Below are 26,878 nucleotides of genomic sequence, written 5' to 3' on the forward strand. Positions count from 1 at the left end.
GTTGCAACACCCGCAAATCGTGGGTACACTGGTCAATATTGCAGCGCGCCATACTGACCGATAGGAAATCCAATGACTTCACTTCCCGAGCAATTGTCCGCAGCATCTGTCAGGCAACTGAGCGCCCAGCTGGATGCGCAGTTCCGCTTCTTCAATACCTTCGCCACGCAGGCGCTGGACAACGCCAGCCGTCTCATGTCGCTCAACCTGTCGGCCTCGCGCGATTCGGTCGAGCGCTCCTCGCACACCCTGCGCCAGCTGATCGGGGCAACCCAGCCGCAAGACCTGCTGGTGCTGCGCAGCCACGCCGAAGAACAGGTACGCAGCCTGTTCAACTACGGCCGCGAACTGGCCAACATCACCGCCAATGCCCAGCCCTACGGTTTGCGCACGATCGCGCCACAGGCAGCGTCCCCGGCCGTGGTCGCGCCGGTCGTTCAGAAAGCGCTGATTTCCGAGGCCGTGGATGAAGCGCCGAAGGAGGTTATCCAGGCTGCCGAGAAAGTCACCGAGAAGGTCACCGAGGAAGCTACAGAGCAGCTCAAGCAGGCTGCCGAGCAGATACCCGCACCGGCAGCCGCGCCAGAGCCGTTCGTGGTCGAGCAAGCCGAGCCGATCGCGACGGCGGCAGAGGTGCAGGCGACCGTCCTCGAAGAGCCTGTTCCCGTGTCCGAGCAAAAGCCGATCGCCAAGGCCGTCGGCAAGGGCGCCTCGAAGGCGGCGGCGGTGCCGCAACCGCTTGCGGCCCCGGTCGAGGACAAGGATTCGGCCACCGTCACCCGCATCGGCACGTCGTCGAAGCGCCGTAAATAAGCTGCACGACATGATGCGCCAATAGCGCCGCAAAATGCGCGGCGAAATGCGCCGGATAGGCAAAACGACTACACTAGCGGGCTCTGGCCCGCTTTTTTTTCGGGCGCATTTCCAAGGATTTCGAATGAGTTTGTCCAGGCTGATCGGTGGCTTCGTGCGCCGGCATTGGCAATCCTATGCCTCGTCGGCCGCCATGCTGGTCGGCGTCGCGATCTGCACCGTCCTCATCCCGCGCAAGGTCGGCGCCATGGTCGACGCCCTCGCCGCCAACCGCCTCGGCCAGCACGACCTGCTGCTCGGGATCGCCGAACTGGTCGCGCTGGGCGTGGCGATCTACGTGCTGCGGGTCTGCTGGCGCATCCGGCTGTATTCGGCCGCCTACAACCTGGGCGTCGAGCTGCGCACCCGGCTATACGCGCGCCTGGCGGCGCAAGGCCCGGCCTTCTACCAGCGCCAGCGCACCGGCGACCTGATGGCGCTGGCCACCAACGACATCGACGCCATCGAGATGGCGGCCGGCGAAGCCTTGCTGGCCGCCTTCGACGGCACGCTGACCCTGGTGATGGTGCTGGGGATCATGATGCTGGGCGTCGACTGGCGCCTGGCCCTGGTCGCGCTGCTGCCGTTCCCGCTGATGGGTCTCGCGTTCTGGTACATCTCGACCCATATCCACACCGCCGAAGGCGATGCGCTCAAGCGCTTCTCGGCCCTCAACGACCACGTGCAAGAGTCGCTGTCCGGCGTGCGCACCCTGCGCGCCCTGGGCCTCGAAGGGCGCAGCGCGAACCAGTTCGGCGAGCTGGCCGGCAATGCCGCGCAAGCCAGCCTGACGGCGCAGAAATGGGAAGCCGCCTACGAGCCGGCGGTGGGGCTCACGCTCACCGCCGCCACCGGCCTCACGCTCGGCCTGGGCGGCTACCTGGTGTGGCAGAACGAGCTCACCGTGGGCGCCCTGACCAGCTTCACGATGTACCTGGGCCAGCTGATCTGGCCGATGTTCGCGGCCGGCTGGGTGCTGACCCTGATCGAACGCGGCCGCGCTGGCCTGGCGCGCCTGCAACCGCTGCTCGACGCCCCGCTCTCGGTCGAGGACACCGGCACGGTCGAGAAGGTCGGCCAGGGCCCGCTGGTGCTGGACAAGGTCACCTTCGCCTATGGCGGCCAGGGCAAGCTGCAGGATCCGGCGCTCGACGGCGTATCGCTGCGGCTCGAGCCGGGCCAGACCCTGGGCCTGGTCGGCCCGACCGGCTCCGGCAAGTCGACCCTGCTGCGGGTGCTGCTGCGCCAGGCCACGCCGCAGTCCGGCCGCGCCGAATGGGCCGGCCAGGCGCTCGACGCCTATCGCCTGTCGGCCTTGCGCAGCGCGACCAGCTGGGTGCCGCAGGAATCCTTTTTGTTCTCGGCCACGATCGCCGAGAACATCGCGCTGGCCCGTCCCGGCGCCTCGCGCGCCGAGGTGATCGCGGCGGCGCAGATGGCCGACATCCACGACGACATCCTGCGCTTCCCGCACGGCTACGACACCCCGGTCGGCGAAAAAGGCATCACCCTGTCGGGCGGCCAGCGCCAGCGGGTCGCGATCGCGCGCTCGCTGCTGGCCGCTAGTTCCCTGCTGCTGCTGGACGACGCCCTGTCGGCGGTCGACACCGGCACCGAAACCCGCATCCTCGAACACCTGGCCGAACTGCGCCAGGCGCAGCCGGGGCGCGCCGCCATCATCGCCAGCCACCGGTTATCAAGCGTGGTCGCGGCCGACCACATTATCGTGCTCAAGGCCGGCCGCGTGGTCGAAGCGGGCACCCACGATCAACTGCTCGCGCTGGATGGCTGGTATGCCAGCCAGTGGCGCTACCAACAACTGGAGGCCAGCCTCGATGCCATCTGACGCAAGCCCCGACAAATCCGTGGAACGCGGCGAACTGCGCAACCAGGCCAAGCTCGCCACGCGCCTGCTGCGCCGCGCCGCCGCGCCCGAAAAGCGCCACCTGGCCGTCGCCACCCTGTGGCTGATCCTGGCCGCGGCCTTCGAAGTCCTGGGCCCGCTGCTGGGCAAGGCCCTGATCGACGACCACCTGCTGCCGCGCAACCTCGACTGGACGCAGATGACCCTGCTGCTGGGCGGCCTGGTCGTCACCGGCTGGATCTCGAGCTGGGTGCGCTACCTGCAGCTGATCCGCCTGTCGGGCCTGGCGATGCGCTCGGTGCAGCGCCTGCGCGAATGGGTCTATGGCCACGTGCTGCGCCTGCCGATGGCCTTCTTCGACCGCGCCATCACCGGCCAGCTGGTCAGCCGCGTGACCAACGACACCGAGGCGGTCAAGACCCTGTACATCCAGGTCCTGTACGTCATGCTGGACAACTCGATCGTTCTGATCGGCACCATGATCGCGATGGCCTGGCTCGACTGGCGCCTCATGCTGATCGTGCTGACGCTGGTGCCGGCGGTGGTGGGCATCGTCTGGCTCTACCAGCGCCTGTCGGCGCCGGCAGTCACCCGCGCGCGCGCACTGCGCAGCGACATCAATGCCCAGATGGCCGAGTCGATCGGCGGCATGAGCGTGCTGCAGGCCAGCAATGCCGAAGTGCGTTTCGGCGAGCGCTTCCTGGGCACCAACCGCAACCACTACACGGCGCGCGTGGCCGAGCTGCGCGCCAACGCCTTCCTGCTGCGGCCCGCGCTCGACCTGCTCAATGTCGCCCTGCTGGCGCTGGTGATCTTCGCCTTCGGCCAGCGCGAGGTCGGCGCGGTCGAGGTGGGCGTGCTGTACGCTTTTGTGAGCTATATCGCGCGCGTGGTGGAACCCCTCATCCAGATCACGATGCAGTTCAGCGGCCTGCAGCAGGCGGTGGTGGCGGCGGCGCGCGTGAACACGCTGCTCGATGAAGCGGGCGCGCCGGAACACGATCCCAAGCGCGCCCACGACGACAGCGTCTTCTCGGCAACTGCGCCGGCGGTGCGGGTACGCAACGTGGAATTCGCCTACGTGGCGGGCCAGCCGGTGCTGCACGACCTGTCGCTCGACGTGCCGCAAGGCGCCTTCTTCGGCATCGTGGGGCACACCGGCAGCGGCAAGTCGACCCTGCTGTCGCTGCTACTGCGCTACTACGTGGCCGACAAGGGCACTATCGAGATCGGCGGCCTGCCGCTGGCAGGCATCGGCAACGAGCGCTTCCGCAACGAGGTCGGCCTGGTGCCGCAAGACCCGTTCATCCTGGCCGCCACCGCGCGTGAAAACATCGACATGGGCCGCGGCCTGCCGCTCGAGCGTTTGCAGGCGGCGGCGCGCGCGGCCCACGCCCACGACTTCATCGAAGCACTGGAAGACGGCTACGAGACCCAGCTGGGCGAAGGCGGCTCGCGTTTGTCATCCGGCCAGAAGCAGCTGATCGCGATCGCGCGCGCGCTGGCCGGCGAGCCGCGCATCCTGCTGCTGGACGAGGCGACCTCGCGCATCGACAGCGCCACCGAGCAGATCGTGCAGGAAGCCCTGGAGGAGTTGCGCGGCAAGGTGACCATCATCGCCATCGCGCACCGCCTGTCGACCATTCGCGAAGCCGACCGCATCATCGTGCTCAACCACGGCAAGATCCTTGAGGCCGGGCCGCACGAGGAACTGATGCGGATCGAGGGCGGCTTGTATCAGCGGCTGTATCTGTTGCAGCAGATCGCCGTCTAGATTCGACTCCAGTTGAAACAACCGGCTGGCGCGCCGCTGCCGCTCACCAGCAGCGCGCCGTGCCGGTACAGGTCCCAGCGGCGCGATTCCGGCACCGCCATCACCACCACGCCCATGGCGCGGTCGCTCCATACGAGGCGACCGTCGACCGCGTCGAGCGCCGCGAACACCTCGCGCGGGCCGGCGCCGGGGTGGAACACGACCGTGGTCAGGTCTTGCCCCGGCGGCGGCATCAGCGCCCAGGCGCCGGCGCCGGCCGTGCCGGCGGCCAGCAGGGCCATCGCCACGGTCGCATTGTGCATCCCACCGCCGCTGCCGCCCTGGCGGCGCAGCCAGCGCCAGCCGAGCACCAACGGCACGATGCCGAACGCGGCCAGCCACAGCACATCCCAGGCCAGCGGGTTCGGGCTGTCGATGCGGATGCGGTGGATGCCCAGCAGCCAGTGCGACAGCAGCGCGTCGACCGTGTGCCAGACACCAAAGCCGACCAGCATCGCGCCCACCAGCGGCCGGCCCCAATCCACCCCACCGCGCCGCTGCGCGCGCCACAGCCCGACCAGGCCGGCCAGGGCGATCACGTACATCAGCAGGTGGAAGTAACCATCCCACAGCACCTGCAGGCGCAGGTCGTCGATGCCGGGCACCAGGCTCAGAAGGTGGTGCCACTGCAGGATCTGGTGCAGCAGGATGCCGTCGAAAAAACCGCCCAGCGCGAAGCCCAGCATCGCGCCCCACCTGGCCCAGGGTGACTTCCACATCGCGTTCTCCTCGTCGCCAATCGTGGACCCCAGTATAGAAGCCGGCGTGGATCGGGATCGCACAGTTGCCGCCACAATTTGGTGCGTGATTTTTGCTATCGGTTACTTCCGATGGGCGACATTTTGTTGTCCCACTAAACACGCGGTTTGATCATGTTTGCCCGGATTGGCAGGCTTCCCGGGGCGAGCACCCTGTCGCCGCGCGGACGCCCATAAATCGGCTGTGTCATTTTTGTGACAATTAAAGAGAAAGTGAAATTTCTACTTTGCAACAGCCATATAATGGCCCAAACAACTTCCTCCGGACCGCCCCGGCGCGACGAGAAACGGCATGTTCGCTGTCCTGCATTGCGCATTCGCGCATTTCCGCTCCCACGCGCTGGCCCTGGCATTGTGCGTGGCGGCGCCCCTGGCGTTCGCCAGCGGCGTCCTGCCGCTGGACCAGCGCATTGCAGAGATCCGCGAACTGAATCGTTTCGTCCCTGAGCGCGCGCTCCCGAAGCTGGAAGCGCTCGAGCCGGAAGCCCGCAATGCGCCGCTGGCGCAGCGCATCGAATTCCTGAACCAGCTCGCCACGGCGCGCCATGGCCTTGGCCATCACGCCCAGGCCTTCGCGCTGGCCAACGAGCTGCTCGCCCTGGGGCGCGAGCACGACCATCCCGGCGCGTTGGCCAAGGGCCTCCTGATACAAGGGTATTCCGCCTTTGCCCAGCATCGTCCGGGCGAGGCGCACCGCCTGATCTGGGAAGCGGAAAAGCTGGCCAACACCACCGAGGACATCGACCTGCGCGTACGCGCAGCGATCTCGTCGGGCGAATCGCATGCCGAGGAAGGCAATCTGCCGAGCGCCCTCGAGCGCCTGCAGTCGGCGGCCGCACTGGCGCGCAAGCAGGGCGAGCCGGTGCACGTGGTCATGGCGCTCAATTCGCTGGTGCGCCTCTACTCCCAGATGCGCGAACCCGAAAAAGGTTTCGGCCTGCTGGACGAGGCGCTCGCCGCCGCCCGCAAGGCGGATTCGCCCGGCCGCATGGCGACCATCAGGAACGCCGAGTATTGGCTGGCGATCGATACCGGCCAGCGCGAACGCGCGCTGCGCGCGCTGCAGGAAGGACTGGCGCTGGAACGCTCGATCGGCGCCACCAAGCGGATCGCGGTGTCGCTGATCAACCTGTCGGACTTCTATCTCAAGACCGGCGCCTACAAGCAAGCGGCGGGCTACGCCGAGCAGGCGGTAGCGGCGGCGCGTCCGCTGAACGACCGCAAACTCGATGCGACCGCGCACCTGAACCTGGGCCAGGCCTATCTGGGCACCGGCCGGCTGGCCGACGGCAAGCGCCAGATCGAGCTGGGCATGGCCGGCTACGAGGAGATCGGCGACAAGCCGGAACTGCAGAACGCCCTGGTCGAATACGGCCTCGCACTGGAACGCGCCGGCGACCTGCCCGGCGCGCTGCAAGCCTATCATCGCGAGCGCAAGATCTCGAACGAGTTGTTCGAACGGCGCCGCCAGCAGGCGATGCTCGACCTGCAGGAAAAGTACGAGGGCGACAAGAAGCAGCGCCAGATCGAGCTGCTGCGCAGCGAGAACCTGATCAAGTCGACCGAGATCGACAACCGCCGCCTGCAGCAGCGCGTGTGGTGGCTGCTGGTCGCGGTGTTCGCGCTGGCGGCGACCGTGGTCGGCCTGTTGTACCGCAAGGTGCGCCATGCTAACGCCCAGCTGCACGAAAAGAACCGCGAACTCAAGCAGCAGAGCGTGCGCGATCCGCTGACGGGACTGTACAACCGACGCCATTTTTTGGAATACATGCGCGCGCTGCCGGCGGCAGTAGAGGAGAGCAATGAGCAAGCAAGCGGCGGCGCCTTGTTCCTGCTCGATGTCGACCACTTCAAGAACATCAACGACACCTACGGCCATGCGGCCGGCGACGCGGTGCTGACCACGATCGCGGCGCGCCTGTGCGAGATCCTGCGCGAGACCGACATGATCGTGCGCTGGGGCGGCGAGGAATTCCTGGCCTACCTGCCGACGGCGCCCGCCGGCACATCAGGGCTGGACGAGGTGGCCGGGCGCATCCTGGCCGGCATCGGCGCGACCGTCGTCGACCATGGCGGCACGGCCCTCTCCGTGAACGTCTCGATCGGCTATGCGCCCTTCCCGCTGTCGGTGGGCAAGCAGAACCTGGCGTGGGAGCGCGTGGTGAACCTGGTGGACATGGCGCTGTACCTGGCCAAGTCGCACGGGCGCAACCGCGCGTATGGCGTGCGCGGCTTCGCCGACGACAGGCTGGCCAGCATCGATGCGATCGAGCAGAACCTGGAGCATGCGTGGCGCGCGGGGCAGGTCGATTTGTCGGTCGTGATGGGCGAGCGGGAGCCGTTGAAGGCGGCGAACGGTTGAACCGGAGCCGTTGTGGCAGTGGGTGGTCGCTCGGCCGGACTGGCACGCGCTCTCGTTGCGCGGCTGGGGCCGAGCAGCTTATCGATCTCGACATCGAAAAACGGCATCGTAGGCACAGCCAGTTGGCGAAGTATCGTCAACTGGCTATCCTCATGGTCATCTGGGTTGACCGTCCAGAATAGTCCATCCTTGTAGCCGCACCGTCCTTCTTCCTGCCAGCAGATTAGCCGGCCGCGAAGGCGTCAACCTGCGCGTCCGGCGAGCGAGGGAAAGCTCAGAAGCCGTACTGCAGGCCCACCGACACGACGTCAGCCTTGGCGCCTACGTCCTTTTTCTTGCCATAACGCTCGTATTCGCCAACCAGCGCCACGTTCGGCGCCAGCGCATACTGCAAGCCCAGCGCAGCGTAGGCGCCGGTGTCGCGATTGGTCCGGTTGGCGCTCATGAAGCTGGTCTTGGTTTCGTTATACGACGCGCCCAGCTTTGCGTAGGCCGACAGGTCGGTACTCACCGGCATCGTGTATTTACCCGCGATATAGGTGCGCGAGCTCTTTACCTGGGCATCCGGGAATTGAGGCGCTGCGGTAGCCCTGAAGTCTTCCTTGCCAAAGCGGGAGTGGCCGACTTCCACCGCCCAGTTCTGATCGATGTTGTAGCCGCCGAAGATCTTGCCGCCGGCCTGCCAGTCGTCCGTCGTCTGGTTCTTGGCGCCGGATACGGCGGCGCCGATATAGGGGCGCGCCGTGACGCCCTCGGTGACGATGCTCTGGGCTTGTGCGGAACCGATGGCGGCCACGGTGGCTGCGAGCGTGATGAACAGTTTTTTCATGATGTCCTCTATCTGGTCTGGTTCGCAATTCCTCATTGAATTGCGTATTGGAAAGGTAGCACCAATGGCAAGCCAAGCTGAACCGTTGATACGTAAGCGCTTGTAACGATGGGCGGTCCGGCTGGCGACCTGCTGGCCGGCCGGGGTGACTTGCCGGCACGATGCGCGCCATTCGCCGCATGATCTTGCGTAATGCAATATATGTATTGCGTTACCTCTGGATACAACTTGGCGGCGACCTTCCCGGCTAATGCCCGTACTGGCGGCCCGCCACCGCCGGCACGACGAATTCCACCGTCTTGCTGGCGACGACCATGTGTGTGGGATCGGCCAGTTCGACCAGCACCTTGTGCGGGCCGGGCGCCAGGCCCACAAGAATGATTGGCTCGTTGCTGGCGTCGGCCCAGTGCCATGGCGCGCCGTCCACCGTCACGTGCAGGTGGCCGATGCGCGGCGACACATCGAGCGCGCCCTTGTTATATACCGGCACGATGCGGATGTTCTCGGTGCGGTAGCCGATGAAGACCTGGCCTTTCGCCAGCGGTCCTGGCAGCGGCTGGTCGACGATCAATCTGGGAGCCGCCTCGTTCTCGATCGCCACCACGGCGATCGGGCGGGCGCCGCCGACATCGCCCCGGGCGAAGACCGGCAGGGACAGGGTGGCCGCGAGGCCGAGGATCAGGGTAGACAATAGTCGCATGATGTTCTCTCTCAGACGAGGTTGATCTGGACGTCGATATTGCCGCGCGTCGCCTTCGAATACGGGCAGGTCTGGTGCGCGCTGTCGACCAGCGTGCGCGCAGTGTCCTGGTCCAGGCCGGGCAGGTGCACGTTCAGGCGCGCCTGCAGAAAGTAGGCGCCGCGGGCATTGCACAGGTCCACTTCGGCGTCGACCGCCAGCCCGGCCGGCAGCTTCACGCCCAGCTTGCCCGCCGCGAGCCCGATCGCACTGATGAAGCAGGCCGACCAGCCGGCCGCGAACAGCTGCTCGGGATTGGTGCCCGCGCCTGCCGAACCGGGCGAGGACAGCTGGATGTCCAGGCGGCCGTCGGCGCTGCGGGCCGCGCCATCGCGGCCGCCCGAGGTGGTGTGGGTCTTGCCGGTGTAAAGCACGTTTGCATGGGTGTTCATGGTCGATCTCCTCAAATCCATCTGGCGACGTCGAGGATGGCCTGGGCGAAGTCCCGGGGCGCTTCCTGCGGCAGGTTGTGGCCGACACCCTTGGCGAGGTGGCGGTGTTCGTACTTCTTCAAGAATTTCCTGGCGTAGTTCTTCGGATCGGGATGCGGCGCCCCGTTGGCTTCGCCCTCCATCGTGATGGTCGGCACCGCGACGTCGGGGAATTTGGCCAGGCGCCGCTCGATGTCTTCGTACTGCGGCTCGCTCGGCGCCAGGCCCAGGCGCCAGCGGTAGTTGCTGATCGAGATGGCGACGTGGTCCGGGTTGTCGAGCGATTTGGCCGAACGGGCGAAGGTCGCGTCGTCGAACTTCCACTCGGGCGACGCCAGCTCCCAGATCAGGCGCGCGAAGGCGTGCGTGTTTTCGCGATAACCGAGCTCGCCGCGCGGGGTGGCGAAGTAGTACTGGTACCACCATTGCAGCTCGGCCTTCGGCGCCAGCGGCTTGATATTGCCTTCCTGGCTGCCGATCAGGTAGCCGCTGACCGAGACCAGCGCATTGAAACGCTGCGGCCACAGTGCGGCCAGGGTGGTGGCGATGCGGGCGCCCCAGTCGAAACCGGCGACGATGGCGCGCTCGATCTTGAGTTCATCGAGGAAGGCCACGGCGTCGGCCGTGAAGCTGGCCTGCTGGCCGTTACGGAGCAGGTCCGGCGACAGGAAGCGCGTGCTGCCGTAGCCGCGCAGGTGCGGCACGATTACGCGGTAGCCGGCCGCGGTCAGGATCGGCACTACGTCGATGAAGGCGTGAATGTCGTAGGGCCAGCCGTGGAACAGCACGATCGGCGTGCCGGTGCGCGGCCCGGCATCGACATACCCGACGTCGAGCACGCCGGCGCGGATCTGGCGGATGTCGGTGAAGGTATTGCTGGCCGGGGATATCCCGCTGCCGGCGTTTGCCCTGGCGCCTGCAGGCGCCGCCTGCGCGGCGCCCATCAGGCTGGTTTGAAAGGCGGCGATGCCCAGCGCTGCGGTGCCCAGGAAACCCCTGCGTTTCAGGTTGGTGGTGTCGGTCATGATGTTCTCCCCGGATTACAGCGACATGCCGCCGTCGATGGTCAGGCTGGCGCCCGTCATATAGCCCGAATCCGGGCCGGTCAGGTAGGCCACGAGTCCGCCGATCTCGGCCGGCTGGCCGACGCGCTTGACCGGGATCAGGGGCGTGATCATCTCGAGCATGTCGGCCGTCATGTCGGTCGCGATCGGGCCGGGCTGGATGTTGTTGACGGTGATGCCGCGCGGCGCCAGGTCGACCGCCAGGCCCTTGACCATCACCGCCACCGCGCCCTTGGTCATGGCGTACACGCTGGACCCGGGATGGCTGCTGCGTTCGGCCACATTGCTGCCGATGGTGACGATGCGGCCGCCCTCTCCCATATGCGGCAGGGCCGCCTTGATCGCCAGGTAGACGCCGCGCACGTTCACGTCGAGCATGCGATCGAGGTGGTCGATGCTGAATTCGGCCACGTCGGCGATGTGCAGGATGCCGGCGGCGACGACGACGATGTCGATGCCCCCGAAGCGTTCCACGGCCTGGCGCACGGCCGACTGCAGGTCGGCAGCGTTGCCGCTGTCGGCCTGGATCGCCAGCGCTTCGCGGCCCTCCTGTTCGATGGCGGCGACCACTTCATTGGCCTTGGTCGTGGCCGCGGCATAGGTCAGGGCGACGTTGGCGCCTTCCTGCGCCAGGCGCAGGGCGATGCCGGCGCCGATGCCGCGCGAGCCGCCGAAGACGAGTGCGATTTTTGCTTGTGCGGTGATGGTGTTCATGGTGGTTCTCCTTCGTGGGTTGAAAAAATGATGGCTTACGCCGCTTCGGCCAGCAGGGCCTGGATTTTGGCTTCGGTCTCCTGGTAGGCGCCTTCGCCGAAGTGCGTGTAGACGATGCGTCCGCGCTTGTCGATCAGGTAGACCGCCGGCCAATACTGGTTCGAATAGGCTTCCCAGGTGGCGTAGCGGTTGTCCTGGGCGACCGCGTACGGGATGCCGAAGCGCTTAATCGCGGACTGCACGTTCGAGGTCGAGCGCTCGAACGGATACTCGGGGGTATGCACGCCGACCACGACCAGGCCCTGATCCTTGTACTTCTCGTGCCAGCGCTTCACATGGGGCAACGTGCGGATGCAGTTGATACAGGTGTAGGTCCAGAAATCGACCAGCACGACCTTGCCGCGCAGGCCCTGCATGGTGAGGGGCTGCGAATTGAGCCACTTGTCGATGCCGGTGAATTCAGGTGCGGTCTGGACCTTGGCGAGCGGCGCGCCGTGGGACGAGGCGGCGTTGAAGAAGGTGGCGCCGGCGAGCAGCAGGGTGAACAGGCGTTTCATGATGATTCCTTTCAGAGCGAGATGAAGTTGGCGAGATGGGCGTACAGCAGGACGTCGTACTGGAAATAGATGGCGGCGGCGGTGGCCAGGATCAGCGCGCCGAACAGCTGTTGCAGGCGGTCGGCGTGGCGCGCCACGGCGCGGATCCGGGTGCGGACGAATTGGCCGCCATAGGCGATGACGAGCATCGGGATGCCGGCGCCGATGGCGTACAGCAGCAGCAGGCCGGCCGAGCGGCCGATATCCTGGGCCTGGGCTACCAGCACCAGGATCGAGGCCAGCACCGGGCCGGCGCAGGGCGTCCAGACCGCGCCCAGCGACATGCCGAGCAACAGGCCACCGAGGTTGCCGGCGCGGGCCTCGCCGCCGGCTGGCATCGCGCGGCTCACCAGGGCGCTCAAGCGGTTCATCAGAAAGGCATACGGCGCCTTCCACAGCATTGCCACGCCCAGCACGGCCAGGATGGCCAGGCCCGCGTAGCGCAGCGTTTCGTGGGCCAGCACGACGTGCTGCGAGGCGCTGGCCAGCAGCATGCCGAGTGCGGCGAAAGAGATGACGAAGCCGGCCACGATGAACAGGGGGCGTGTATTGCGTTGTCCCTCCGCCCGGTCTTGCAGGGTGCCGCCCAGGACGATGGGCAGGATGGGGAGCACGCAGGGCGAAGCGATGGTCAGCACGCCGCCGAGCAGGGCAAGTGGTGCGTCGATGAGAGTTGACATGGTACGGTCCTCCTGTTGGGATGACCGTATTGGACCGCCGTGGCGTATCCGGGATGTGTCGGGAATGGGGGTTCTTGCAATGTACTGTACCCGGCCCGGGCCCAGATACACTGGCATACAAAAGTGGGCGGCGGTTGAGATATAAAGACAGCACTGCTACTCTTGAACAGATCCTTTGCCAGGTGCCGACCATGGAACACACCGACCATATCCTGATCGTCGACGACGACCTCGAGATCCGCGAACTGCTCGCCAGCTACCTGGAAAAACAGGGCATGCGCGCGTCAACCGCCGCCAACGGCCGCCAGATGCGCACGCTGATGGAACAGCACCAGTTCGACCTGGTGATCCTGGACCTGATGCTGCCGGGCGAAGACGGACTGACCCTGTGCCGCGACCTGCGCGCCGGCAAATGGCGCGCCTTGCCGATCCTGATGCTGACCGCGCGCGACGAAGAGGCCGACCGCGTGGTGGGCCTCGAGATGGGCGCCGACGACTACCTGACCAAGCCGTTCGCCGTGCGCGAACTGTTCGCCCGCATCCGCTCGGTGCTGCGCCGCGCGCGCATGCTGCCGCCGAACTTCGAGGTCAAGGAGCCGGGCCAGTTCCTGGCGTTCGGCGACTGGCGGCTCGACACCGTCGGCCGCCACCTGCTCGATGCCGAGGGCACGATGGTGGCCCTGAGCGGCGCCGAATACCGCCTGCTGCGGGTGTTCCTGGATCATCCGCAGCGCGTGCTGTCGCGCGACCAGCTGCTGAACCTGACCCAGGGCCGCGACGCCGACCTTTTCGACCGCTCGATCGACCTCTTGGTCAGCCGCCTGCGCCAGCGCCTGCGGGACGATGCGCGCGAGCCGCGCTACCTCAAGACCCTGCGCAGCGAAGGCTATGTGTTTTCGTGCGCGGTCGAGGTGGCGGACGGTCAGCCATGAGCTCCCATTTCCTGCGCTGGCCGCGCACCCTCTTCGTGCGCCTGGTACTGATCCTGTCGCTCGGCCTCGCGCTCGCGCATGCGCTGTCCTATGTCCTGATCATGAGCGAGCGGCGCGAAGCCACGGTGGGGCTGATGCTCGGCTACCTGGAGCAGGACGTCGCCAGCTCGGTGGCCCTGCTCGACCGCCTGCCGGCCGCCGAACGCGCCGCCTGGCTGCCGCGCCTGGAGCGGCGCACCTACAGCTTTTCGCTCGGCCCCGGCGACCAGGGATACCTGCCCGACACCGCGCATGCGCGCCGCATCGCCGAAGCCTTCATGGACGCCATCGGCAAGCAGTACCAGGTCACTGCGCGGGCGGTGCCGGGCCATCCGAACCGCGTGCAGGCCACCGTCATCCTGGGCGACGGCACGCCGCTGACGATCGATATGCGTCCCGCCGGCCTGCCGGTGTCGAACTGGCTGCCCGCCGTGCTGCTCGGCCAGCTGGCCCTGCTGGCGGCATTCACCTGGGCCGGCGTGCGGCTGGCGACCCGGCCCCTGGCCCGGCTGGCCGACGCCGCCGACAGTCTCGGGCCCGATCTCAAGTCCGCGCCGCTGCCCGAGTCCGGCCCCCAGGAAGTCTCGCGTGCGGCGCGCGCCTTCAATGCGATGCAGGCGCGCATCGCCGTCTACATGAGCGAGCGCACCCAGATCCTGGCCGCGATCTCGCACGACCTGCAAACGCCGATCACCCGCATGCGCATGCGCGCCGACATGCTGGAAGACGGCGTCCAGCGCGACAAGATGAACCGCGACCTTCTTGAAATGGAAGCGCTGGTCAGGGACGGCGTGGCCTATGCGCGCACCCTGCACGGCACGCTGGAAGCGCCGTGCCGCATCGACGCCGATGCGATGCTGTGCAGCCTGGTCGGCGATTACCAGGACGCGGGACGTGCCGTGACCCTGCGCGGCAAGGCCGGCGCTTCCATGGCGACCCGTCCGCACGCGCTCAGGCGGATCCTTGGCAACCTGGTCGACAATGGCCTCAAGTATGGGAGCGCGGTCGAAATCAGTATCGGACAGGCCGCAGCCGGCGATCTCGCGATCCTGGTGCGCGATTTCGGCCCCGGCATTCCCGAGGAAGAGCTGGAGAAGGTCTTCGAACCGTTCTACCGCCTGGAAGCCTCGCGCAACCGCGATACCGGCGGCACCGGGCTCGGCCTGGCGATCGCGCGCCAACTGGCGGCCACGCTGGACGGCACGCTGGCACTGGCGAACCATCCCGAAGGCGGGCTGGAAGCCAGGCTGGTGATCCGCGACCTGGCCTGAAGCCTATCCTTGACCGGCGGCGAGGGGCACGGCCAGCCGCACCGTCGTGCCGCGGCCGGCGACGCTGTCGACGGTGAGCTGCGCGCCGATCTGCGCCGCGCGCTCGCGCATCCCGACCAGGCCCCAGTGGCCGTCGCGCCTGCCGGCCTGCAGCACCGCCTTCGCGATGCCGCGGCCATCGTCGGCCACCTCCAGCGCCAGCCGGCGCCGGCCATACGTCAGGCGCACGTCGATGCGCGTCGCGCCGGCATGGCGGAAGGCATTGCGCATCGCCTCGCGCGCGATCTCGGCGACTTCCTCGGCCAGCGCGGGCGCCAGCCGCACAGCGCTGCCGTCGACCTCGAAGCCGGCCACGACCCCGGGATGGTCTTCCTGCAGCCTGCGCAGCGCGTCGTCGATGACGCACTCCAGGGTGACGTTGTCGCTCATGCGCAGTTCCTGCAAGCGGTCGCGGCCCTCGGCAATGGCCTGGTCGGCTTCGTCCAGCACCTGTTCCAACCTGGCTCGGGCCCGGTCGCCATCGGGCATGGCGCGCACCACGGTGTCCAGGCGCAGGGCCAGCGCCTCGACCGTCTGCAGGAAGGAATCGTGCAGGGTGCGGGCGATGCGTTCGCGCTCGGCGGTGCGCATCCGCAGGCGCTCGGCCACCCGCCGCGTCAGATGACGCACGCGGTAGCGGTACAGAGAATAGCCCAGCGCCAGCGCCGCCAATGCGCACGCAACCTGGAATGGACGGCTTTCGAACAGGGTCGGCGCGATCTCCAGCTCGAGGGCCGCGGTATTGGCGCTGGCCACGCCGTCCTCGTTGTGCGCGCGCACCTGGAAGCGGTAGGCGCCCGGCGCCACATTGGTGTACCGGGCAGCGCGCCGGTTGCCGGCATCCTGCCAGTCACGGTCGACGCCGTCCAGGCGGTACTGGAACTGCAGCCCTTCCGGACGGCGCAGCCCGAGCGCGGTGAACTCGATGCCGAACTCGTTCGATCCCGCCGGCAGGGACAGCGTCCCGGCAGCGCCAACGGCCACGCCGCCGGCCTCGGCGCCAAGGATCGCGACCCGCGGCGCGTGCCCATTGCGCGACGATGGCGTGTTGTCGATGCTGACCACGCCGCCATCTGTCACCAGCCAGATACGCCCTCCTCCATCGGCCACCGCCGTGGGCATGCGGATCTCGGTCATCGCCTTGCCGGTGTAGCCGTCCTGCACGCCGAACAGCCGGTAGCGCAGCGGCAGGCCGGGGTCGGCCATGCTGCGCCGCCAATCCTGCGCGCGCACGTGCACTGCGCCACCCGCACCATTGAGCCAGCGGTCGCCCTCGGGCGTGACGTACATGCCGGTGACGTTGCGCAGCGCGTCCGGATCCGGGGCGCGCAAGAGCTGGACCCGGCCGTCCTTGAGCACGCCCATGCCGCGCGCGCCGCTGATCGTGATGTCGCCTTCGGCGAAGATGCGTGACGCCATGCCGACCGCGGACGCATCGTACACCTGCCTGACGCCGTCGTCGTAGAAGACCAGCTCACCGTCGGCCAGGCCCAGCCACTGCTGGCCCGGTTTGGCGCCAGCCGTCGAGACGCCGATCCTGGGTGGCAGCGGAAAGGCGCTGCGCGGCAGCCACTTGCCATCGACCAGTCCCATCAGGCCGGTCGGGGCGGAGAATATCCACAACACCTTGCCGTCATGACCCAGGCCGGCAAGGCGCAACGCGGCCGGCTTGCCATCCGGTCCCGGTGGGAAAGGTATCCGTTCGACCGCGCCGCGATAGCGCACCTCGATGCCATGCGTTCCGGCCAGCATCAGCGCGCCCCGGTGGTCGGTGGCGACCATGAGCGCATGCTGCCCGCGCTCGACCTGCGGCGCGCGGCCTGGTGCGATGCGCCACAAGGCGCCATTGCTGCGGTCAGCGGCCCAGACCACGCCATCGGTATCACGCGCCAGGGTGAAGTAGTAGCCTGCCCCCGACAGGAGCGAGCGATGCACCCGCCGCTCGCGGAAGCGGTCCAGGCCATGCTGGGTCGCGATCCAGACATTGCCTTCAAGGTCTTCAAGGATGTATTCAGGATCGTCGCCCGACAAAGGCGGGGAAGCGACAACATCGCCCTCGCCCTGTGCAGCATCGAAGGCGGCATCCGGCAGCGTGCCGGCGCCATAGCGCAGGCGCAGTTCACGACCGGCGCCGAGCGACCACAGCGTGCCATCCCGGTCGAACAGCGCCGCGGGTCGTGCTTCGGTGCGATTGAACCCTTCCGGTGGCGGCAGCACGCGGCCATCCGGCGCACCGGGCAGCAGCGAGATCCTGCCCCCGTTCGCCAGCCACAGGCGGCCGTCGGGCGACATCGCGAAGAACCCGCCATGCATGGCAACGCGCACGAAGCGACCACGCTGGCGGTCCAGGCGCCAGGCGCCTTCACGGTCCGACACCCACATCTGGCCATACTGGTCGACCAGCATATTGTGTACGCCGCCCACCTCCGGCACGCCATCGAACGGGACCGCCTGCCAATGCTGGCCGTCGAAACGGTGCACGCCGCGCTCCGCGCCGGCCCAGATGCTGCCGTCGGCGTCGATCGCCGTGGACAGGATGAGGCCGAGCGGCTGCTGGGCGTCAGGCAAGTCTTCCAGGCGGCCGTCCGGATGCAGTATCGACATGCCCGTGCTGGCATAGGTGATCGTCAGCCTGCCGTCGCGCTCCGCGCCCAGCGCGTAGATGCGATCGCGCGCCAGCATGCCGCGCCGCGGCAGTTCCACGCGTGTAAAACGCGCGCCGTCGAAGCGGTACAAGCCATCATTGGTACCGAGCCATAGCCAGCCATCGGACGTCTGCGCCATCGACATGATCCGTGACGGCGCGCCCTCGAGCGCGGTCCAGCGGGTGTGATGGATATTGGCCAGGCCGACCTCACGGTCCAGCGCCCAGGCAGGCAGGCCGGATGACAACAGGCACAGGGCCCAGAAGCTGTTCAGCAGGAGTGGCGGCAAGGAGAGGCGGGGCATGGCTGCTGGATAACTCCTACTTGTGGTAGCAGAATTCAATACCAGAAATATACCCCATGCGTGGATATGCAGGGCAGGTATTGAATGACAACTTCGCGACATCGCCTCGCTACGATGCCGGCTCGTTCACCACCTGGAGTCCACCATGTTCCGCCTTCGTACCCTTCTTTCCTGCGCCAGCCTGGTGTTTGCCGCCGCCAGTGCGCCCGCAGCGCCACCGGTCGGCGGCGCCCCGATGCTGGCGCCCCTCGCACAGGCCCATACCTTCGCCCAGGTACGACAGGGTGAGCGGGTCCACACCCTGCTGGCATTGACGCTGGGCGCCGGCAAGCTCACCGCCATCGACCTGAGCGCGGCCAGCGGCCTGTATAGCCCGGACGCCTTCGACGTCATCAACCTCTTCGACGCCGCCGCCCTCGACGGCCTGGCGCGCCAGGCACAAGGCACCGTCAGCCATCCGCTCGAGCGCCTGCTCGGCGTGGGGCCGCGCGGACTGGCCCACATCGCCGCCGGCACCAACTACCCGGCGCACGGCGAAGAGGTCGGCATGCACGAGGCCTTCCTGTTTCCCAAGCTGTCGGCGGCCGGCGGCCCCCGCTCCACCGTCCTCGCCGCCCCCGGCGCCCTGCTGGACTACGAGGTGGAAGTCTGCGCGCGCTTCGACCGCGAGCTGCGCTCCGGCGCCGATTTCGACGCCGCCCGCAAGGGCTTGTTCCTGTGCGGCGATTTCTCGGACCGCGCCACGCTGGTGCGCAATATCAATCTGCGCAATCCCGCCTCCGGCGACGGCTTCGCCGACGCCAAGAGCGGACCGGACCGCTTCCCCGCCGGCGCCCTGCTGGTTGTGCCGCGCGACTGGAAGGCCTTCCTGCAGGGCGTCACCATCGCGACCCACGTCGACGGCCGCCAGCGCCAGCAGGCGAAGGCGGGCGACATGATCAAGGACCTGCGCGCGATCGTGACCGAGACGCTGGACGAGGCGGAAAGCCGCACCTGGTCGTATGCGGGCAGCCGCATCCCGATGGTCGCACGAAAGGCGATCGGCACCGAGAGCGCGGTGCTGACCGGCACCGGCGAGGGCGTGGTGTTCCAGGAGCCCGAGCCGGCCGTGATCAAGGCGGTAATGGGCGCAAAGGACCGCGCCGCCCAACTGGCGCAGATCGAGCGCTACCTGGCCGGCGAGGCCGCCAGGCGCATCTATCTGCAGCCGGGCAACCGGGTGCGCCATTCCAGCAACTACCTCGGCTGGATCGACGCCACCGTCATCGCGGCCGGCGCGCCGACAAAGTAAGCCAACGCGCCAACGACATTTCATCGACACGCCTGCCCCATAGTGCAGGCACGCATTCACGACCACCGACAGGACCATCCATGAAGCCCTTCTTTCTCTTTGCTACCCTTCTTGCCGTCTCCAGCCTCGCCAGCGCCCAACAACCGCCGCGCTGGGGCCTGGGCGTCGGCGCCGCCGTCTCCGACTCGGTGTACGCCGGCGAAGGCACGCGCGTCACGCCGTTCCCGCTCGTGACCTACCAGGGCGAACGCTTCTACTGGCGCGGCATTGGCGGCGGCGCCCACCTGGTCAAACGCGGCGGCTTCGCGCTCGACGCAACCTTGTCGGCCCGTTTCGACGGGATCGACCGGGATGATTTCGGCGGGCCTGAACTGGCCGAGCGCGGCATCGACCGCGCCTTGCTGGAAGACCGCGACGATGCCTTCGACCTGGGCCTGGCCGCCAGCTGGCGGGGCGCCATGGGCCAGCTCGACCTGGGCATCAAGGGCGACGTCACCAGCACCAGCAAGGGTTACGAAGCCAATCTGACCTATGGGTATCCAGTCCAGTGGGGCGCCACGCGCATCACACCGAACGTCGGCGTCTCGCACCTGTCGAAGAAGCTGGCCAATTACTACTACGGCACCCTGCCCGAGGAAATTGCGCGCGGCGTGGCCAGTTACCAGCCGGGCAGCGCGGCGGTGGCCCGCATCGGCGTCGACGTGATGCGCCCGTTCGCCGGCAACTGGGTCTTCATCGGCAACGTCGGCTACCGCAAGCTGCCGACGAAGCTCTCCGACAGCCCGCTGGTGGAGAAGGACAAGGACGGCTCGGTGTCGGCCTTCATCGGTTTCAGCCGCGGCTTCTGACCTTTACCTGGGACCGGTCGCGCGGCTTTGATGCGATACTGGTCCAGCCCTATCAACCGAATCCGTCGCGGCCCCATGATCAAGCAGCCCCTGAGCATACTCATCATCGAAGACAACGCCGGCCTGGCCGCGAACATCTACGACTACCTGGAAGCGTGCGGGCACCATCCCGACGCGGCGCCGGACGGCGAATCCGGCCTGGGGCTGCTGGCCATCAACCGCTACGACGCCATCGTCCTCGACTGGATGATGCCGCGCATGGACGGCATGACGATGCTGGGGCGGCTACGCCAGGACATGAAATCGCAGATACCGGTGATCGTGCTCACGGCCAGGGACCAGCTCGAGCACAAGCTGCATGGCTTCCTGACCGGGGCCGACGACTACGTGGTCAAGCCGGTGGCGCTGGCGGAGCTGGAAATCCGCCTTCGGGTGCTGGTGCAGCGCACGCGCGGCGCCGTGGCCGAATCGCAGGTGCTGGAGGTGGCCGACCTGCGCTTCGACCTCGGCACGCTCGAAGTGAGCCGCGCCGGCAAGGTGCTGGCGATGACGCCGGTGCGGCGCCAGCTGCTCGAACTCCTGATGCGCCGCTCGCCCGCGCTGGTGCGGCGCGAGGAACTCGAAACCCTGATCTGGAAGGACGACGTGCCCGACAACGACGTCCTGCGCTCGCATATGCACATGCTGCGCAAGGCGGTCGACGGCGACGCGCCGCGCAAGCTGCTCAAGACCATCGCGGGCAGCGGCTACCGGCTGGAGCTGTCGGATGAATAAGCGCAGCCGTGGCATGTCCAGCCTGCAGCGCAAGATCAGCGCGGTATTCGTCCTGTTCTTCCTGGTGATGGCGCTGGGCCTGACCGTGCAGGGCAACCTGAGCCAGCACCTGATCGTGCATCCCTTGTGGGAGGAACTGCTGGAATCGAGCACCGCCCGGATGCTCGCGGACGGCAGGCCTGCGCCCGAGCCGCCGCAGACGGGCCTGATCCGCGGCTGGCGCCTGGGCGCGGGCCCGATTCCGGCCGACATGCCGCCCTATTTCGCCGGGCTGCAGCCCGGCTACTACGACGAAGAGCGGATGGACAGCCATGAGTCGGATCTCAGCCATGCGGTGCTGGTAACGCCGGTCGGCGACGGCGAACGCATCGTGATGGCGGTCGACATCACCGACCTGGAGAACTACCAGAACAATATGGCCCTGGTCAGCGTGCTGATCGCCGTGCTGAGCGGCGTGATGATCGCCGGCTCGATCGCCTGGGTCTACCGCAGCCTGCGGCGGCCGATGGGGGTGCTGGCAGAGCGGATGGAAGAACTCGATCCCGAGCAGCCGTCGCAGCGCCTGGCGACCGACTTCGCCCTGAGCGAACTGCACGACATCGCCGTCATCGTCAACGGCCACCTGGAACGGGTCGAGCGCTTCATCGAGCGCGAACGCAGCCTGCTCGACCAGGCCAGCCACGAATTCCGCACGCCGATCGCCGTCATCGCCGGCGCCGTCGACGTGCTCAAGCTGCACGACCTGCCGCCGGCCGCCGAGGCCCCGCTGGCGCGCATCGAATCGACGGTCGACGACCTCACCGAGATCATGGCGGCGCTGCTGTTCCTGTCGCGCGAGGACGGCAAGGCGCCGCTGGAGACCACGCGGCTCGATGCGCTGGTGCTGACGCTGATCGACGACCACCGCCATCTACTGGAGGGCAAGGACGCGCATTTCGTCGTCGAAGCTTTGGCCCCCCTGACGGTGAATAGCCCGGAAGCGATCGCGCGCATCGTGGTGGGCAATCTGCTGCGTAACGCGGCCGAGAACAGCTACCAGGGCGCCATCCGCGTGCGTCTTACGGAAGGCCGCCTTTCCATCCAGGATAGCGGCGAAGGCTTCGACACGGTCGCCGCGGCGCGGCGCTATACGCAGGCGCTGCGCAAGTCGGTCAAGCAGGGCGGCGGCCAGGGACTCGGCCTATTCCTGACGCGCCGGGTGTGCGAGCGCTTCGGCTGGACCTTGACGATCTCGTCCAACCCCGCGCACGGCACGCTGGCGGAGATGACGTTTACCTAGACGGCGCTCAGTCGTCTTCCTGGATCTCGTCCGCCTTTTCCTGGATCTTCTCGCCGGCGCGTTCCACCGACTTGCCGACTTCCTCGGTCGCGCGATCCAGGCCGCGGCTGGCTTCCTCGGTCGCGTCCTTGACCTTGTCGCGCGCCTCGTCGACCGCGTCGTCGACCCGGGCCAGTTCGTCCTTCATCGAATCGGTCACCTTGGCGCTGGCCTCGTCCATCGCCTTGCCGATGCGTTCCGCCGGGCCGGCGCCGTCCTCGTCACGGCTGCAGCCGGCCAGCGCCATGAGCATCACCGGCACCAGCAGCACCCTGGTCATGGTTGCTTTCATTCTCTACTCCTTGCGGTTTCCTCAACGCTTTCCATGATACACCGGGTCATCCGGCGTGGATGTACTTACATGGTCAGCCGCCCCGCTTCGGATCGGCCAGCGGATGGCTGCGCCGGCGCCGCTCCTCGCGCGTGCAGGCGGCGGCTGCGGCATTGAGCGCATCCTGCACCTTGCGCAGTTGCTCTTTGCTGGCGCGCATCTTGCGCAGCGCGATCAATTCGTCCTGCGCCTGTTTCGGCTTGCATTCCTTCGCCAGCGTGACCGCCGCGTCCATGCGGCGCTCGATGCGCGCCTGGGTCGGCTTGGTCAGCATCCAGGCCAGCCATAGCAGGCCGAGCGCGATCAGCCACCAGCGCAGGCGGATCGGCTTGCGCGAAGGTGGAGCCGGCCGTTGCGGAACGCTCGGGCGAATCGGTGGCGGCGCCGGAGGCCTGGGTGGCGGTGGCGGTGACGGTGGCGGTGACGGTGGCGGTGACGGTGGCGGTGACGGTGGCGGTGACGGTGGCGGTGACGGTGGCGGTGGCGGAATTGGCGCCGCAGGAGCCGGGACAGGCGCCGGCGGCGGCGGCGGGACCACGACCGGCTCCGGCCGTTTCGCCAAGGCTGGCGCCGGGGGCACGATCGGCGCGGCGACGGCTCGCTGCGCCGTGCCGCACCAGGGACAGAAATCGACCCGGCGCGGAAAGGCGCGTCCGCAGCCGACGTTCACGCAGCGGTGGAGGGACTGGGCTTGCTCCATGTTCAATCCTGGGCCGGATCCGGCACGCCGTCGTCGGGGTCGGGTATGCCCTCATCCCGCGTCCGGCCAAGCGCGATTGCCAATTCCGGCAGCTCGCCCACCGTACTCCACTTGCCGATCTTCGGATGCCAGCGCATGTCCCAGGCGCGGGTGGCGTGATCGATCTCGCCGCGCGCGGCCTGCTCCGTGATCTCGTCGACCGTGAACGGGCCGCGCTGGGCGCCGCCCACGAACAGCTTGAAGCGCGGCGCGGTAGTCGGCAGCGGTGGCGGCGCGACGGGGCGCGGCGCCAGCGCATGCGCCGCCGCTTCCTCGTCCGCCAGCAGAGCGGGCAGGATCACGCGCTTGTCGACCGCGCGCTCGACTTCCCAGCTATAGGCGTCCTGGCTCGAGCCGGGAACAGCCTCGGTCCAGCGCTCGACATGGCCCAGCAAGGCTTCGATGCGCGCAGGCCCCAGGGCCGGGTCTGGCGCCTGCGCGCGCCGGATCCAGCTGTCGTACAGGCGGCGCGCGGTGATGTTGGGCAGCGAGGGCGATGGCAGCTGGGCGCCGGTCTCGTCGACTTCGAGCCGCGGTTCGTACACGCGCAGCTGGTAGTAGCGCATCAGCGCCGCCAGCAGCATCAGCCGCTGCGGGCCGAGATTCACCAGGCGGGCCTGGACGGCCGCGACGATCCCCTCGCGATAATAAGGCGGCAGGCCATTGGAGCGGATCGCGAACTCGTTGCCGACCTGGAGCCATTCGCCGGACCCCGCTTCGACCTCGAACAGGTACTGGCCGCGCGGCTGGAAAGCCGCCTCGCGGTCGCCCAGCTCCGGTTTGCGCCGGATGACGCCGAGCGCGATCGCCTGCAAATACCACTCGTAATCGTCGGCCAGCCGTCCCAGCTCGTCCATCGACGGCGAGATCGGATGACGAAAACGCGTGGCGTCGAAATGCAGGTGGGTCGGGATCTTCGGGTTTTCGATCTGGTACGAGGCGCGCCAGGTCGGCAGGCCGCGCAGCACCGTCATCGGATAGCCGGACAGCTCGATATAGCACACCGCCCTGCCGCTCACTCCGGTGTTGACGATCGACACCAGCTCGCCATGGAAGTGCCCGGTCGGCACGGCGGCGCGGATCTCGGCCTCCATGCGTCGCCATGCGATTGGATCGCCCACGCCGATGAAGCACTTGAACTGGTCGGCGTTCGGCGTGAACTCGGCCGAGAAGCGCGCATTCACCCACGGCATCGCGCTGCGGATCCACTCAGCGAAAATGCGCTGGCGCTCCTGCGGCGACAGGCTCGATAAGCGTTCGAGCAGCGGATCGGCGCCTTCCTGCTGGTCCAGGCCCTGGCTGGACAGCTGCAACTGCGCGCGGCGGAACAGCTTGAGCAGCAACTCGGCGCGCAGGCGTTCGTCGCCCAGCTGCGGGAACAGGCGCGACGAACCGCCGAATTCGAGCAGCACTTCCTCGCTCCAGATGCTGGTGTCGCCAGTGAGCCTCACCGGCGCCGGCGTCGTATCGAAGCCGAGCTTGATCGTGGTCGCATGTTCCTGGCGCGCGTCGGCGCGCAGCTGCAAGATGCGCTGGTCCACCGCCCCGAGCATCGCCTGCACGGCGCGCCGGCCCTCCTGGAATTCGCCGGCGATGCCGCTCCACTGCGCATGGCCCTGTTCATCGGTCGATTGCGGATCGCCCAGCCAGCCGGACAGGGAACGCATCACTTCGATCGACTGGCCGGCCGCCACCGCGAGCAGGTGGAAGCGCAGGTAGTCGGCCAGGTCGCGCTTGAGGTGGCCCATCACTTCGCGCGCCTGCGGCTCCTTGCCGAACAGGCGGCCGGCGGCCTGGCCCAGGTTGTTCAGCGATTCCTCGACCTGGCGCGTGCGCAGCGCATCGCGGATGTCGCGGTAGCGCCGGCCATTACGTTCTGCATGACCCAGGTCGCGCTGCGACAGCCGCGCCTTGACCTGCTCCAGCAGCGACAGCACGAATTCCAGCCCGCCCTGGCGGCGGTCGTCGAGCAGGGCATACAGGCGCTCGCGCACCCTGCCCTTCAGGCGGTTCGACAGTTCGCCGGTATGGCGCTTGATGCGGTCTTCGCTGGTCTCGGCGGTGGCGCCGGCCTCGCGGATCGCATCGCGTTCGAGCTGCGGCAGCAGTTCGGACACTTTTTCGCGCCACAGCTTGATGTCGTAGGACGCCATGATGCGGTCCATCTCGAGCTGGACCCGGCTTTCCACGCGCTCGAGCAGCGAGCGGCCGTCGCGGTCCTGCAGCAGCGCGGTCGTCAGCGCGTACTCGGTGAACGGCGTGACGTCAACCGAACCCTTGCGCAGGTCGGGGAACTCGTCGAACGGCCGCTCGGCCATCTCCATCTGCTCGCGCATGAAGGCGTCGCGCTCGGCGTCGCCGGCGCGCCGCGCCGCATTGTTCCCCGCATTGTTCCCACTTACGCCATCGGCGCCGGCAAGACCGAAAAACGCCTTGACCATCAGCGCCGCCAGTTCATAGGCGCGGATGTCTTCATGCAGGCTTTGCTGGGTGTCGAGCACCGACTGCCCGAAGCTCGAATACACCTTCGAGTACGACAGCCGCATGTCGCCGAAGCGCGCCTCGGGCACGCGCGGGTTGTACGGTCCCAGCTTGTGCTGCTGCTGGTTGACCGCCACCGAACGCTTGCGGTTGGCGAAATCGGCCGAGGCGAAGTCTTCGAACAGCGTGTCGGCCACCATCTGGTAGACATCCTTGACGTCGAGCGTGGCCTTGTTGGCCAGGTTGGCGGTGTCGACGAAATACACGTCGTCGTAGGGCGCGCCGCGGCCCGCGATGCTGTCCGGCTCCGCCCACGCCACGCTGGCGTTCATGTCGCGCATCGCCGTCTCGAGTTCCATCAGGGTGGCGTAGGCATTGGCCTCGGTGCGCTCCTTGTTGGCCTTGGCAAAACCGGAAGGCATCAATAGCACCAGGTCGACCTGGCTGTCGGACACTTCCTGGCGCGCGATCGCCTTCGACAGCCAACCCAGATCGAGCACGCTGCCGGCGCCGGTGCCGCCGGCGGCGGAGGCGATGACCACGATGCGGAATTTGGAGGTGTCGACCTGCAGCCCGAGGCGCTGGTAATTCTCCTTGCGCTCGATGCCGGCATTGCTGCTCAGGTAGTTCAGCGCGCCCTTGATGCGGCCGCGCAGCTTCGGATACTTGTCGAACAGGTAGAGCCGCGCCAGCGCGCGGATCTGGCCCGCGCCTTTCGACGGATCGATGCCGAGCGAGCGCAGCTTCTTGGGCCGCAGCGGCATCCAGCTCTCGATCAGCGGAAAGCGCGCCAGGCTGTCGTCGGACTCATGGTATTGCGGCAGGTCGAGCGGCTCGACCAGGCGTTCCTCGTCGGAGAGGCGCACCAGCTCGTACCAGGGATCGGTGCGCTGCGATTTGCCCTCGTCGATGACGGCATTGTTATCGAGGTCGAAGTGCAGGAAGCGCGCCACCGGGAAGTCGGCGATCGATTCGACCCGGGTCGGATGGCGCCGGTTCCAGACCGCCGACAGGATGCGGCGCCGGATGCGCATCATGACTTCCATGCCGGTGCCGCCGGCGCCGATGAACAGCGTCGGCCGCAGGTCGACCTTCAGTTCGGCCGGACGGGCGTTGACGCTCGATGGGTTCGGGAATTCTGCCATGGTGAAAAAACTCCCTTTC

General features: G+C 67.6%; 22 protein-coding genes and 1 pseudogene. 10 read left to right on the forward strand and 13 right to left on the reverse strand.

Annotation, left to right across the window (positions count from 1 at the left end; translation table 11 throughout):
• Window positions 1-72 precede the first annotated feature (72 nt).
• From AC3A6F_RS10325 to AC3A6F_RS10335, 3 genes are all read left to right on the forward strand, one after another.
• A complete protein-coding gene (locus tag AC3A6F_RS10325; protein ID WP_487680344.1) occupies window positions 73-813 on the forward strand; it encodes a phasin family protein in 741 nt (246 codons plus the stop codon).
• Window positions 814-937: 124 nt separating this feature from the next.
• Complete coding sequence (locus AC3A6F_RS10330; RefSeq protein WP_487680346.1) at window positions 938-2,698, forward strand: ABC transporter ATP-binding protein; 1,761 nt, start codon at window positions 938-940, stop codon at window positions 2,696-2,698.
• Window positions 2,688-4,490 (forward strand): ABC transporter ATP-binding protein, encoded by a 1,803-nt coding sequence (locus AC3A6F_RS10335; protein WP_487680348.1) that lies wholly within the window; start codon window positions 2,688-2,690, stop codon window positions 4,488-4,490. Before AC3A6F_RS10330 ends, AC3A6F_RS10335 begins: the two co-directional genes overlap by 11 nt.
• Here AC3A6F_RS10335 and AC3A6F_RS10340 read toward each other — a convergent pair.
• The gene (locus AC3A6F_RS10340) at window positions 4,487-5,248 is read right to left on the reverse strand and encodes a DUF2243 domain-containing protein (RefSeq protein ID WP_487680350.1); all 762 of its coding nucleotides are present in this window, start codon (window positions 5,246-5,248) and stop codon (window positions 4,487-4,489) included. The genes AC3A6F_RS10335 and AC3A6F_RS10340 overlap by 4 nt on opposite strands.
• 331 nt (window positions 5,249-5,579) lie before the next feature.
• On the opposite strand from AC3A6F_RS10340, the gene AC3A6F_RS10345 reads away from it, so the two are divergent.
• Window positions 5,580-7,649 (forward strand): diguanylate cyclase, encoded by a 2,070-nt coding sequence (locus AC3A6F_RS10345; protein WP_487680352.1) that lies wholly within the window; start codon window positions 5,580-5,582, stop codon window positions 7,647-7,649.
• A gap of 158 nt (window positions 7,650-7,807) precedes the next feature.
• Here the strand turns inward: AC3A6F_RS10345 and AC3A6F_RS10350 are convergent.
• The 8 genes and pseudogenes from AC3A6F_RS10350 to AC3A6F_RS10385 form a co-directional block, all read right to left on the reverse strand.
• Window positions 7,808-7,873, reverse strand: a pseudogene (locus AC3A6F_RS10350) (GAD-like domain-containing protein); the annotation flags it as partial.
• Between the two features lie 50 nt (window positions 7,874-7,923).
• Window positions 7,924-8,478 carry a porin family protein gene (locus AC3A6F_RS10355; protein ID WP_487680353.1) on the reverse strand — a complete coding sequence of 185 codons (555 nt, stop codon included), beginning with the start codon at window positions 8,476-8,478 and terminating at the stop codon, window positions 7,924-7,926.
• 247 nt (window positions 8,479-8,725) lie between these two features.
• The gene (locus AC3A6F_RS10360) at window positions 8,726-9,178 is read right to left on the reverse strand and encodes a DUF6130 family protein (protein ID WP_487680355.1); all 453 of its coding nucleotides are present in this window, start codon (window positions 9,176-9,178) and stop codon (window positions 8,726-8,728) included.
• An 11-nt stretch (window positions 9,179-9,189) separates the two neighbouring features.
• Window positions 9,190-9,609 (reverse strand): organic hydroperoxide resistance protein, encoded by a 420-nt coding sequence (locus AC3A6F_RS10365; protein ID WP_487680357.1) that lies wholly within the window; start codon window positions 9,607-9,609, stop codon window positions 9,190-9,192.
• 11 nt (window positions 9,610-9,620) lie between these two features.
• A complete protein-coding gene (locus tag AC3A6F_RS10370; protein ID WP_487680359.1) occupies window positions 9,621-10,673 on the reverse strand; it encodes an alpha/beta fold hydrolase in 1,053 nt (350 codons plus the stop codon).
• 15 nt (window positions 10,674-10,688) lie between these two features.
• Window positions 10,689-11,426 carry a 3-oxoacyl-ACP reductase family protein gene (locus AC3A6F_RS10375; RefSeq protein WP_487680360.1) on the reverse strand — a complete coding sequence of 246 codons (738 nt, stop codon included), beginning with the start codon at window positions 11,424-11,426 and terminating at the stop codon, window positions 10,689-10,691.
• Between the two features lie 35 nt (window positions 11,427-11,461).
• Window positions 11,462-11,983: a thioredoxin family protein gene (locus AC3A6F_RS10380; RefSeq protein WP_487680362.1), complete on the reverse strand. Its 522-nt coding sequence runs from the start codon at window positions 11,981-11,983 to the stop codon at window positions 11,462-11,464.
• A gap of 11 nt (window positions 11,984-11,994) precedes the next feature.
• Window positions 11,995-12,702 (reverse strand): cytochrome c biogenesis CcdA family protein, encoded by a 708-nt coding sequence (locus AC3A6F_RS10385; RefSeq protein WP_487680364.1) that lies wholly within the window; start codon window positions 12,700-12,702, stop codon window positions 11,995-11,997.
• 191 nt (window positions 12,703-12,893) lie between these two features.
• On the opposite strand from AC3A6F_RS10385, the gene AC3A6F_RS10390 reads away from it, so the two are divergent.
• Window positions 12,894-13,634, forward strand: a complete 741-nt coding sequence (locus AC3A6F_RS10390; RefSeq protein WP_487680366.1) for a response regulator — start codon at window positions 12,894-12,896, stop codon at window positions 13,632-13,634.
• Entirely contained in the window at window positions 13,631-14,944 is a 1,314-nt protein-coding gene (locus tag AC3A6F_RS10395; RefSeq protein ID WP_487680368.1) for an ATP-binding protein, read from the forward strand. Before AC3A6F_RS10390 ends, AC3A6F_RS10395 begins: the two co-directional genes overlap by 4 nt.
• 3 nt (window positions 14,945-14,947) lie before the next feature.
• Here AC3A6F_RS10395 and AC3A6F_RS10400 read toward each other — a convergent pair whose 3' ends face one another.
• Window positions 14,948-17,932 (reverse strand): sensor histidine kinase, encoded by a 2,985-nt coding sequence (locus AC3A6F_RS10400; RefSeq protein WP_487680370.1) that lies wholly within the window; start codon window positions 17,930-17,932, stop codon window positions 14,948-14,950.
• Window positions 17,933-18,077: 145 nt separating this feature from the next.
• Between AC3A6F_RS10400 and AC3A6F_RS10405 the strand changes: the two genes are divergently transcribed.
• The 4 genes from AC3A6F_RS10405 to AC3A6F_RS10420 all read left to right on the forward strand — a co-directional run bounded on the left by AC3A6F_RS10405 (window position 18,078) and on the right by AC3A6F_RS10420 (window position 22,124).
• Window positions 18,078-19,223: a fumarylacetoacetate hydrolase family protein gene (locus AC3A6F_RS10405; protein ID WP_487680372.1), complete on the forward strand. Its 1,146-nt coding sequence runs from the start codon at window positions 18,078-18,080 to the stop codon at window positions 19,221-19,223.
• A gap of 80 nt (window positions 19,224-19,303) precedes the next feature.
• Complete coding sequence (locus AC3A6F_RS10410; protein ID WP_487680374.1) at window positions 19,304-20,071, forward strand: MipA/OmpV family protein; 768 nt, start codon at window positions 19,304-19,306, stop codon at window positions 20,069-20,071.
• A gap of 75 nt (window positions 20,072-20,146) precedes the next feature.
• Window positions 20,147-20,845, forward strand: a complete 699-nt coding sequence (locus tag AC3A6F_RS10415; RefSeq protein WP_487680376.1) for a response regulator transcription factor — start codon at window positions 20,147-20,149, stop codon at window positions 20,843-20,845.
• Window positions 20,838-22,124, forward strand: a complete 1,287-nt coding sequence (locus tag AC3A6F_RS10420) for a sensor histidine kinase (protein ID WP_487680378.1) — start codon at window positions 20,838-20,840, stop codon at window positions 22,122-22,124. Before AC3A6F_RS10415 ends, AC3A6F_RS10420 begins: the two co-directional genes overlap by 8 nt.
• A gap of 7 nt (window positions 22,125-22,131) precedes the next feature.
• On the opposite strand, the gene AC3A6F_RS10425 is transcribed toward AC3A6F_RS10420, so the two are convergent.
• The 3 genes from AC3A6F_RS10425 to AC3A6F_RS10435 all read right to left on the reverse strand — a co-directional run bounded on the left by AC3A6F_RS10425 (window position 22,132) and on the right by AC3A6F_RS10435 (window position 26,859).
• Window positions 22,132-22,455: a hypothetical protein gene (locus tag AC3A6F_RS10425; RefSeq protein ID WP_487680380.1), complete on the reverse strand. Its 324-nt coding sequence runs from the start codon at window positions 22,453-22,455 to the stop codon at window positions 22,132-22,134.
• A gap of 73 nt (window positions 22,456-22,528) precedes the next feature.
• Complete coding sequence (locus tag AC3A6F_RS10430) at window positions 22,529-22,768, reverse strand: hypothetical protein (protein WP_487680382.1); 240 nt, start codon at window positions 22,766-22,768, stop codon at window positions 22,529-22,531.
• Between the two features lie 428 nt (window positions 22,769-23,196).
• Window positions 23,197-26,859: a tubulin-like doman-containing protein gene (locus AC3A6F_RS10435; RefSeq protein ID WP_487680384.1), complete on the reverse strand. Its 3,663-nt coding sequence runs from the start codon at window positions 26,857-26,859 to the stop codon at window positions 23,197-23,199.
• Window positions 26,860-26,878: the final 19 nt, after the last annotated feature.

The sequence above is a fragment of the Massilia sp. Soil_C_3 genome, assembly GCF_057657035.1.

Bases quoted from the DNA above. Each gene is read 5' to 3' on its own strand.
- AC3A6F_RS10325 (WP_487680344.1), top strand. From the start codon at position 73: ATGACTTCACTTCCCGAGCAATTGTCCGCAGCATCTGTCAGGCAACTG.
- AC3A6F_RS10330 (WP_487680346.1), top strand. From the start codon at position 938: ATGAGTTTGTCCAGGCTGATCGGTGGCTTCGTGCGCCGGCATTGGCAA.
- AC3A6F_RS10335 (WP_487680348.1), top strand. From the start codon at position 2,688: ATGCCATCTGACGCAAGCCCCGACAAATCCGTGGAACGCGGCGAACTG.
- AC3A6F_RS10340 (WP_487680350.1), bottom strand. From the start codon at position 5,248: ATGTGGAAGTCACCCTGGGCCAGGTGGGGCGCGATGCTGGGCTTCGCG.
- AC3A6F_RS10345 (WP_487680352.1), top strand. From the start codon at position 5,580: ATGTTCGCTGTCCTGCATTGCGCATTCGCGCATTTCCGCTCCCACGCG.
- AC3A6F_RS10355 (WP_487680353.1), bottom strand. From the start codon at position 8,478: ATGAAAAAACTGTTCATCACGCTCGCAGCCACCGTGGCCGCCATCGGT.
- AC3A6F_RS10360 (WP_487680355.1), bottom strand. From the start codon at position 9,178: ATGCGACTATTGTCTACCCTGATCCTCGGCCTCGCGGCCACCCTGTCC.
- AC3A6F_RS10365 (WP_487680357.1), bottom strand. From the start codon at position 9,609: ATGAACACCCATGCAAACGTGCTTTACACCGGCAAGACCCACACCACC.
- AC3A6F_RS10370 (WP_487680359.1), bottom strand. From the start codon at position 10,673: ATGACCGACACCACCAACCTGAAACGCAGGGGTTTCCTGGGCACCGCA.
- AC3A6F_RS10375 (WP_487680360.1), bottom strand. From the start codon at position 11,426: ATGAACACCATCACCGCACAAGCAAAAATCGCACTCGTCTTCGGCGGC.
- AC3A6F_RS10380 (WP_487680362.1), bottom strand. From the start codon at position 11,983: ATGAAACGCCTGTTCACCCTGCTGCTCGCCGGCGCCACCTTCTTCAAC.
- AC3A6F_RS10385 (WP_487680364.1), bottom strand. From the start codon at position 12,702: ATGTCAACTCTCATCGACGCACCACTTGCCCTGCTCGGCGGCGTGCTG.
- AC3A6F_RS10390 (WP_487680366.1), top strand. From the start codon at position 12,894: ATGGAACACACCGACCATATCCTGATCGTCGACGACGACCTCGAGATC.
- AC3A6F_RS10395 (WP_487680368.1), top strand. From the start codon at position 13,631: ATGAGCTCCCATTTCCTGCGCTGGCCGCGCACCCTCTTCGTGCGCCTG.
- AC3A6F_RS10400 (WP_487680370.1), bottom strand. From the start codon at position 17,932: ATGCCCCGCCTCTCCTTGCCGCCACTCCTGCTGAACAGCTTCTGGGCC.
- AC3A6F_RS10405 (WP_487680372.1), top strand. From the start codon at position 18,078: ATGTTCCGCCTTCGTACCCTTCTTTCCTGCGCCAGCCTGGTGTTTGCC.
- AC3A6F_RS10410 (WP_487680374.1), top strand. From the start codon at position 19,304: ATGAAGCCCTTCTTTCTCTTTGCTACCCTTCTTGCCGTCTCCAGCCTC.
- AC3A6F_RS10415 (WP_487680376.1), top strand. From the start codon at position 20,147: ATGATCAAGCAGCCCCTGAGCATACTCATCATCGAAGACAACGCCGGC.
- AC3A6F_RS10420 (WP_487680378.1), top strand. From the start codon at position 20,838: ATGAATAAGCGCAGCCGTGGCATGTCCAGCCTGCAGCGCAAGATCAGC.
- AC3A6F_RS10425 (WP_487680380.1), bottom strand. From the start codon at position 22,455: ATGAAAGCAACCATGACCAGGGTGCTGCTGGTGCCGGTGATGCTCATG.
- AC3A6F_RS10430 (WP_487680382.1), bottom strand. From the start codon at position 22,768: ATGCTGACCAAGCCGACCCAGGCGCGCATCGAGCGCCGCATGGACGCG.
- AC3A6F_RS10435 (WP_487680384.1), bottom strand. From the start codon at position 26,859: ATGGCAGAATTCCCGAACCCATCGAGCGTCAACGCCCGTCCGGCCGAA.